The sequence below is a fragment of the Azospirillum mesophilum genome (assembly GCF_053470405.2).
In genome coordinates this window covers 50,078-57,684 of the sequence record NZ_JBPXMQ020000039.1, presented here as the reverse complement: position 1 = coordinate 57,684, position 7,607 = coordinate 50,078, and the positions used below count along the sequence as shown (strand labels likewise).

Here is a 7,607-nt window from a genome sequence, read left to right as displayed (position 1 = left end):
CGTCAAGCCATCCTGGAACGCTGCATGACCGTCTACGTCCGATGTCCGGAATGCCAGCACAGCTTCCGCTTCCTCCCCAATCCATAGGGCTGGCAGAGTAGTGCTAAAGCAGCATGTGCCGCAGGGCCAAGCCGGCCAAGACCAGGGCGGTGAGGCCGGTGGCGATGATGGCGCGACCGCGGATCACCCGTTCGCGGTCGATCAGGTGCATCGCGCAGGGGTGGGCGTCGGCCCACCGCTCCACTCCGGCCGCCTCCAGCTGCCCGCCGATTTCCTTGACGTGCTGGCTTGCGACCAGCACCACGTCGTCCGGCCCGCGGCGCTGTTGGAAGGCATCCAGCGTGAAGACCGGCACGCCCCCGATGTGGCCGGTCTTGCGGTTGTCGATGAATCCGGCAACCCGCAGGGCTGGTTGGCGGCGAGCCCAGCGGCACAGTGTCATGCCCCCCTGGCCCGCGCCGAAAATGTAAATTGGGACGCTGCGGGGCAGGTCGGCGGGACGCCAGATAATCATCGCTCGGTCCTGGATGCGGGACGGACGCCGCATATTGCGCCGTACCGGTTACGGCCCGCAATGGCCGACCCCGACCCCGACCCCGACCCCGACCCCGGCCCGCGCGGGCGGAGCCGCGCTTTCGGCCTTTCGAGACGGCCCGCGGCTGTTCTATGGTGCCCGGTGTCCCTCCCATCCGTGACCCCATGCATTGCTCCAAGCATCCGCTCTTTCTCGACCTGGCGTCTCTTTGCAGGGACGATCCGGAAGTTGTGGCCGGGCAGTTCATCGAGCAGGCGTTGGCAAACCCGGAGATGCTGGAGGAACTGGCCTCGATCCACGGCATGATCGATGGCCGCGGGGTGCCTGAGCCTTTTCGCAGCGGACTGGCCCCAACCCCGGCCCCAATTTCGGCCCCGCCCCGGCGGTCGGTCGTCTTCCTGGGCAACAGCTACTACAATTTCCTGTACCTGGCAGCGGCCCTGCGCCGGCGCGGATGGGATGCGATCTCGGTCAACGTCGAGGACGATACCCGCGACGGATTCCTGTTCCATGGACAGGATTTGGACCTGTTCGACCCCGAACCAGACCGGTTCCTGGACAATGTCCGCCGCTTCTACGCGGGGCTGGCCGGACGGTTCCGCCTGCTGCATTTCTATGGGAAGGGCCGCATGGCCCTGTTCCCGGAGAACAGCGGGACCGGCAACGTCCCCTGGGACTTCCTGGCGCTGAAGCGGGCCGGAATGCGCATCGCGTATTCTCATTACGGATGCCAGGACATGGTCGCCCGATCGACCTTCGACCGGTGGAGCCGCAACCGGTGCTGCCCGGCCTGCGTGTGGAGCACGCGGCCCGACCAGTGCGACGACGCCACCAGCCTGGCCTGGGGGCGGCGGGTCAAGGCGGTGTGCGACATGATCTGCGTCGAGACCGAACCGCTGCTCGACCACAAGCACGGCCCCAGCGTCTACCAGGAGCCGCTGACCTGCGCGCTGGACCCGGATCTGTGGCGCGACGACTTGGAGATCCCCGCGCGTTTCCGCCGCTCGCGTGAGGACGGCGAGGTGGTGGTCTATCATGCGGTCGGGAACTTCGATGCGCGTGCGCGCGACGGCCGCAACGTCAAGGGCACCCATGCCGTCGTCGCGGCCATCGACGCCCTGCGGCGAAAGGGGCTCAAGGTGCGCCTGGACTTCGTGAAGGACATTCCCAACCGCGAGGTGCGCTTCATCCAGGCGCAGGCGGACATCATCGTCGATCAGGTCCTCTACGGCCGCCACGGCGCCACCGCCCGCGAGGCGATGATGCTGGGCAAGCCGACCGTCGCGTGCATCGACGCCGGAGAGGAGTTCCCCGGCGCGGCCTGCGGCTATCTGGCGGACTGCCCGGTGGTCCCGGCGACGCCGGCGACGCTTGCCGACGTTCTGGAGGATCTCGTCCGTTCGCCGGAACGGCGCGCCGCCATCGGGCGCGCCAGCCGGGCTCATGCCCTGCGATGGTGGTCGGCGGACGCCTGCGCGGCCCGTTACGAGGCGGCTTACGACCGCCTCATGCGGGGATTGCCGCCGGCGCCCTGACCGGCCTCAGCCCCGGGCGCGGCGGGCTTCCACCTCGGCCATGTGCGTCCTGCGCCATTCGATGAGTTGGCGCAGGCCCTCCATCAGCGGCACCTTGGCTTCGAAGCCGATGTCGGCCCGGGCGCGGGCCGTGCTGCCGATGCGGTTCTTGACGAAGGTCAGCCCGCCCGGTTCGTAGCGCAGCGGCTGCCGGCAGCCCGTCAGTTCCACCACCATCTCGGCCAGTTGCTTGATCGAGGTGCGCGTGCCGGTTCCCACATTGTAGAAGCGGTCCGCCACATCCGCCTTCATGGCGCAGATGTTCGCGGCCGCGCAATCGGTCACGGCGACGAAGTCGTAGGCCTGGCTGCCGTCGCCGTAGATGACCGGAGCCTCGCCGTTGTCGATGGCGTCCAGCATCTTCATGATCACCGCGATGTAGGCGCCCTTGTAATCCTGGCGCGGCCCGTAGACGTTCATGTAGCGCAGGCCGACATAGGGCAGGCCGTAGCGGTGGTGAAGGGCGCGCGCCATGGCCTCGCCGGCGATCTTGGTGGCGCCGTAGAAATTGGTGTTGTTGAACGGATGGTCCTCGGTCATCGGCTCCTCGACGGCGTCGCCGTAGACCGAGGCGGAGGAGGAATAGACCAGCCGCTTCACCCCGTTGGCTACGCAGGCTTCCAGGACGTTGAAGGTCCCGCGGATGTTCACGTCGAAGGCGGCGCGCGGGAAGTCGTAGCACTGCAGAAGCCACAGCGCGGCGAAATGGAAGACGCCGTCCGCGCCCTTCAGCGCGGCGTTGAGGATGTCGGTCTGGCAGATGTCGCCACCGACCTCGAAAACCTTCACGCGCGGGTCACGCAGGGCATCGCCGAGGTTTTCGATGCGGCCACGCACGAAGTTGTCGTAGATGACGATCTCGCCCACGTCCTCGCGCGTCAGAAGGTCCACCGTGTGAGAGCCGATGAGGCCGGCCCCGCCGATGACCACAAATTTCTTGCCCCGAATGTCCATTGGACCGATGCCTCCTTACCCTGCAGGATCCTGCAACCGGACGGTTTCGCCGCTGTGCAGGGCGGCGAGTATGTGGCGTGCCGGCCCGGGCGTCCAGTCGGGGCCGTGGCGGGCATCATGCGGAGACCCTCGTTACCCCACCGGTGCCCCCGTCTCCGGCCCGAGTTCGGAGCCCCCGGCCATGGCAGCGCCAACTTGACGGTACCATTCATTGTTTGTTTACTGCCGCCAGCCGACCCTGTTTCCAATGGCCGGAAAATTTCCGCGCGTCCAATCCGGAGCGGTCCCATGGACCTGACTTATGATTGTCTCAAAATACCCGACAATGACCTGCGCAATATCCGCATGGCGATCTTTCACTCCAGCGGTCCAGGTTATTACATCATTCGGAACTATCTTCAGCCAAGCCAGGTGAAACACCTGCAAACGGTGTGGAGCCAGTTCAAGGACAGCTCGGCGCGAAAGTATTTTGTCGATTACCGCGGACGCGATTCCATCTATTTCGGATGCCCGAACTCGTACAGCCCCGACGATCGCGGCAACGAGTTGTTCCACAACTGGTCGTGGAACCCACCTTATGACGATCTGACCTTCTCGGCTTCGATGATGGTGCAGATGATCCGCAGCCAGGTCATGGGGCTGGCGCCGTTCGCCGAGACGATGCCCTGGGTCGGGGGACGGGCGCTGTGCTACCGTGTGATGTTCACGCGCAACATTGACACGCACATTGGATGGCATCGCGACTGGTACCAGGCGGATCCGGTCGCACAGCTCGACAAGACCCGGCACGACCTCAGCCGGGTCCAAGCCACGCTGTTCCTGTCCCGCCATGGGGACGACTACGGCGGGGAAGGATTTTGCTTCACCGACAACGCTGGCAGGAACCTGGTGATGGGCCGCGATGTGTCGCTCGAACCCGGCGATCTGGTCCTGTGGCGTTACAACAACCCACACGGCGTTCTCAACATCCAGTCCGAACCGGGCCAGATTGGCTTCATGCGCATCATCTACCCGCCTGAAATCGTGCTGCCGCCTCGGACGGCTCAGACGCAGGAGTCTCGGCCATGAACGAGCAAGACCTGATCGACATCGTCGTGGAGCACGGGGAAGTGCCGGGGATCTACTTCTCCGCCTGGAGCGAGTTGGGCCGCTGGCAGATGGACACCCTGAAGGAGTTGGGCCTCAGGCCGGAGGACACCCTGCTCGACATCGGCTGCGGTTCCATGCGGCTCGGCTGCCGGGCCGTGGAGTACCTGGATGACGGGAACTATTGCGGTCTCGACGCCTACCCGCCTTATATCGCCATCGGCCATGCCCTTGCGCGCCGCCAGGGCCTGACCAAGCGCTACGACATCCGCCTGAACACGGATTTCGACTTCGCGTCGTTCGGCCACTCGTTCGCCTGGGCCAACGCCCAGTCCGTGTTCACCCATCTGACCGAGGCGCAGATCGAAACCTGCATGGCCCGGCTTGCCGCGGTGATGCAGCCGGGCGGACGTTTTCTGTTCACCTTCTGCATCGAAAGCGGCCCGGCCAAGGGGATGCTCTATGGCGGCACCCATCCGATGATCCGGTGTTCCTACGCCGATCCCGGCGCCTATCAGGATCTGGGCCGCCGGCACGGGGCTCGGATGGAGCTTTTGTCGATTTCCCATCCCACGGGCCAATTGGTCGGGCTCTATCATTTCTGATGGGAAGCGCAACCTCCTTCGCGGTTTCCATGCCGGGGCTGTCCGACGTGGCGGCGGTTTTCTTGGCCGCACTGCTGCCGGCCTTGGCCGCTCTTGCCTTCAAGTTCCTGGTTCTGGGACGCATCGGCAGGGAGCCGTCGGGAACCGACGTCTTCTTCTACCTGCTGATGGCCGACGGCGCGCGCGCCGGCAACCATCGCATGCCGGACCGCTTTCCCCTGTTCCTGGGCAGCGATCGCTTCTTTCTGCCTCCGCTGATGGCGGTCCTCGGGTCGTTCGTGAACCGGGCCACCCTCGACCGCCATCATTATCTCCCCTCGTTCCTCGCCAAAGCCGGGCTCGCCTTCATCACCGGCGTCGCGAGCGGGTTGACGGCGGCCACGGCGGTGCCGGGGCAGGTGTCGTTGGCGGTCGGCGCCACGCTGGTCGGTGGGCTGGCCTATGTGGTGGCCCCCATCAACCGGCACGCCAACCCATCCAACGTGTCGGATTTCAACTTCTCGCCCCGGCCGTTCGCAGCTTTGCTGTCCGGCGTGGCCTGCCTGACGGCGGTCGCCGCCGGAGCCTTCCACGGGGTGCTCCTGCATGCGGCTGCGGCGCTGCTGGTCGCGCTCGCCTGCCTGACCGCCAAGTTCGCGGTCCAGGCCGTGGTCTTCATCCTGACCCTGGCCCTGCCGGCTCTCTTCGGCCTGGAAACCTGGCTGGTCGTTCCGGGCGGCGTGGGGGTGGCCATCCTGCTGACTCGCGGTGGCTACTGGCACAGTCTGGTCGATCAGTTTAGGCACCTTCATTATTACGCGCGGGTCATGGCCCCAACCCATTTGCCGCATGTGCGCTCGCCGCTGACCAGCGACAGCCTGGCGCGGATGGCGCACAACCTTTTGCTGGGGAAGATGGAGGCGTTCCGCCAGGAACTGCTCTACCGCGACTACACGACCCGCGGGCTGCTGCTCTATCCGGTCCACGCCATGGTCGGGCCGATCCTCCTGTTCGGCGGACTGCCGGACGGTCCATGGACGACCGGTCTGGTCGGGCTGTGGCTTGCGTCCGTCGTCGTCTGGCTGCTGACCGGGCTGCCGAAGCTGGCCTTCCTGGGCGAAGCCGACCGCTACCTCGAATATGTCGGGTTCCTGCCGGCGACCATCCTGTTCTCCACTTGGCTGGCCACGCTTTCGACGGAACGGCCGATGGCCGCCGCCGGCCTGACCGCGCTGGTCTTCACCGTCTTCTTTCTGATTGCCGAAATCTTTCCGCCCATCGCCGTCGCGGCCGGGGCGGAGCGATCCGGTGTGTGGAATTGGCTGAAGGCGGCCGGCGTCAGCGGCGCCCGCGTGGTGTGCGTGCCGGTCAACCTCGCCTACGAGATCGTCTACCGGACGGGCGTGCCCACCCTCTACCCGCTGCCGTGGGCCCAGACCAAGCACGATCTCTGGTCGCGCTATCCCGTACCGACCATGGATCTCCGCATGCTGAACACGCGCTTCGGCATCACCCACCTCCTGGTGGACAAGGGATATCTCGGCGATCCCGCGGTGTCTGGGGCGGTCGCCGGCTTCACCGTGGCCTATGCGGACGAGCATTTCGCCGTGTACGCCTTCGCGGCACAGGAGGAATATGCGGTTCCGGCGGTGGCGTCCGACGGCGCCGCGCCATGAAGGTGTGCTTCGCGGTGCCGGGGGCCTATCCGCTCCTGGCGGGGCAGGCGCCAACGGTCTACGGGGGCTCGGAACGCCGGGCGCTGATCCTGATGCAGGGGCTTGCCCGCGGGCATGGAATCGACGTGTCCCTGGTCGCCTTCGATCCGGCGGCACCGCGCCGCGGCTGCATCGACGGGATCACCGTGCTGCGCGACACCGCGCGGGCGCCAGCCGGCCGGTTCCGCTTCCCCGGTCGGCTGTGCTGGCTGTGGAGCGCCCCGATGATCGAGGTCGTGTCCGACCACCCGCCGTTGCGGGCGCAGGAGTCTGCGGTCTGGGAACGCGCCGACGCGGATGTGTACGTCACATTCGGCGTCGGCGACTATGCGGCCGGGCTCGCGGCTTGGTGCAAGGCGCGCCGCCGGCGCATGCTCCTCGCCGCCGGCTCCGACAGCGACTTCTCGATGGCCTACCGGCCAGGATCGTGGGAACGCAACGACTATGGCAGCCGCAACGACTATTGCCACTACGCGCTGGTCCAGGCCGATGCCCTCGTCGTGCAGAGCCAAACCCAGGTCCGTCTGGCCGCCGAACGCTTCGGCAGGACGGCCCGCGTCGTGCCCAATCCCGTCCCATTCGACGGAAGCGAGACCGGCGCGCCGCGCCTGCGCCGCGACGTTGTGTGGATCGGCAAGGCCGACCGGATCAAGCGCCCGGAGATTGCCCTGGAGCTTGCCCGGGCCTGTCCGGAACTGCCCTTCCGCATGATCGTCAATCCCGCGGACCGCGCTCTCTTCGCGGCGTTGCTGGCAGACCGCCCGGACAATGTCGAGATCATCGAGGCGTTGTCCCCGGAAGGTGTCCGCGCGACCCTCGACCAGGCGTTGTGCCTGATCAACACCTCGCGGTTCGAAGGCTTCCCCAACACGTTCCTTGAAGCGGGCCGGCAGGGCGTGCCGGTTCTGTCCCTCCGTGAGGATCCCGATGGGATGCTGGGTCGTGGTGGCGGCCGGGCGGCGGGGGGCGATGTGCGGGGCATGGCGGACATTCTGCGGGAATGGGCCCGAGATCCGGCGGCCGTGGCCGCCGCCGGCCGCAATCTGTTCGACCATGTACGGCTCAACCACCATGCCGAACAGGCCGTCGCCGCCTTCGCGCGGTGCCTGCGCGAGGTTACCGGGATGGCCGGTTCCCCGCGTTCCGGAGAGGAGTGATC

The 7,607-nt window shown here is 66.7% G+C and carries 7 protein-coding genes; 5 read left to right on the top strand and 2 right to left on the bottom strand.

The features are described from left to right. Nucleotides 1–103: 103 nt before the first annotated feature. The gene (locus ACSVC7_RS26245) at nt 104–442 is read right to left on the bottom strand and encodes a hypothetical protein (protein WP_448208550.1); all 339 of its coding nucleotides are present in this window, start codon (nt 440–442) and stop codon (nt 104–106) included. Between the two features lie 323 nt (nt 443–765). On the opposite strand from ACSVC7_RS26245, the gene ACSVC7_RS26240 reads away from it, so the two are divergent. After that, a complete protein-coding gene (locus ACSVC7_RS26240) occupies nt 766–2,070 on the top strand; it encodes a glycosyltransferase (protein WP_448208551.1) in 1,305 nt (434 codons plus the stop codon). A 6-nt stretch (nt 2,071–2,076) separates the two neighbouring features. On the opposite strand, the gene ACSVC7_RS26235 is transcribed toward ACSVC7_RS26240, so the two are convergent. Further along, nucleotides 2,077–3,063 carry an NAD-dependent epimerase/dehydratase family protein gene (locus tag ACSVC7_RS26235; RefSeq protein WP_448208552.1) on the bottom strand — a complete coding sequence of 329 codons (987 nt, stop codon included), beginning with the start codon at nt 3,061–3,063 and terminating at the stop codon, nt 2,077–2,079. Between the two features lie 288 nt (nt 3,064–3,351). On the opposite strand from ACSVC7_RS26235, the gene ACSVC7_RS26230 reads away from it, so the two are divergent. The 4 genes from ACSVC7_RS26230 to ACSVC7_RS26215 are packed head-to-tail and all read left to right on the top strand — an operon-like array spanning nt 3,352 to nt 7,605. After that, nucleotides 3,352–4,131, top strand: coding sequence for a hypothetical protein (locus ACSVC7_RS26230; RefSeq protein ID WP_448208553.1), 780 nt, complete (start codon nt 3,352–3,354; stop codon nt 4,129–4,131). Next, nucleotides 4,128–4,754 (top strand): SAM-dependent methyltransferase, encoded by a 627-nt coding sequence (locus tag ACSVC7_RS26225; RefSeq protein ID WP_448208554.1) that lies wholly within the window; start codon nt 4,128–4,130, stop codon nt 4,752–4,754. The genes ACSVC7_RS26230 and ACSVC7_RS26225 overlap by 4 nt, the downstream gene beginning before the upstream one ends. Then, the gene (locus ACSVC7_RS26220) at nt 4,754–6,409 is read left to right on the top strand and encodes a hypothetical protein (RefSeq protein WP_448208555.1); all 1,656 of its coding nucleotides are present in this window, start codon (nt 4,754–4,756) and stop codon (nt 6,407–6,409) included. The genes ACSVC7_RS26225 and ACSVC7_RS26220 overlap by 1 nt, the downstream gene beginning before the upstream one ends. Next, nucleotides 6,406–7,605, top strand: a complete 1,200-nt coding sequence (locus tag ACSVC7_RS26215; protein WP_448208556.1) for a glycosyltransferase family 4 protein — start codon at nt 6,406–6,408, stop codon at nt 7,603–7,605. Before ACSVC7_RS26220 ends, ACSVC7_RS26215 begins: the two co-directional genes overlap by 4 nt. The last annotated feature ends 2 nt before the right edge of the window (nt 7,606–7,607 follow it).

What these genes read in the sequence shown, in the direction of transcription:
- ACSVC7_RS26215 (WP_448208556.1), top strand. Translation starts at nt 6,406, where the DNA reads ATGAAGGTGTGCTTCGCGGTGCCGGGGGCCTATCCGCTCCTGGCGGGG.
- ACSVC7_RS26235 (WP_448208552.1), bottom strand. Translation starts at nt 3,063, where the DNA reads ATGGACATTCGGGGCAAGAAATTTGTGGTCATCGGCGGGGCCGGCCTC.
- ACSVC7_RS26220 (WP_448208555.1), top strand. Translation starts at nt 4,754, where the DNA reads ATGGGAAGCGCAACCTCCTTCGCGGTTTCCATGCCGGGGCTGTCCGAC.
- ACSVC7_RS26225 (WP_448208554.1), top strand. Translation starts at nt 4,128, where the DNA reads ATGAACGAGCAAGACCTGATCGACATCGTCGTGGAGCACGGGGAAGTG.
- ACSVC7_RS26245 (WP_448208550.1), bottom strand. Translation starts at nt 442, where the DNA reads ATGACACTGTGCCGCTGGGCTCGCCGCCAACCAGCCCTGCGGGTTGCC.
- ACSVC7_RS26230 (WP_448208553.1), top strand. Translation starts at nt 3,352, where the DNA reads ATGGACCTGACTTATGATTGTCTCAAAATACCCGACAATGACCTGCGC.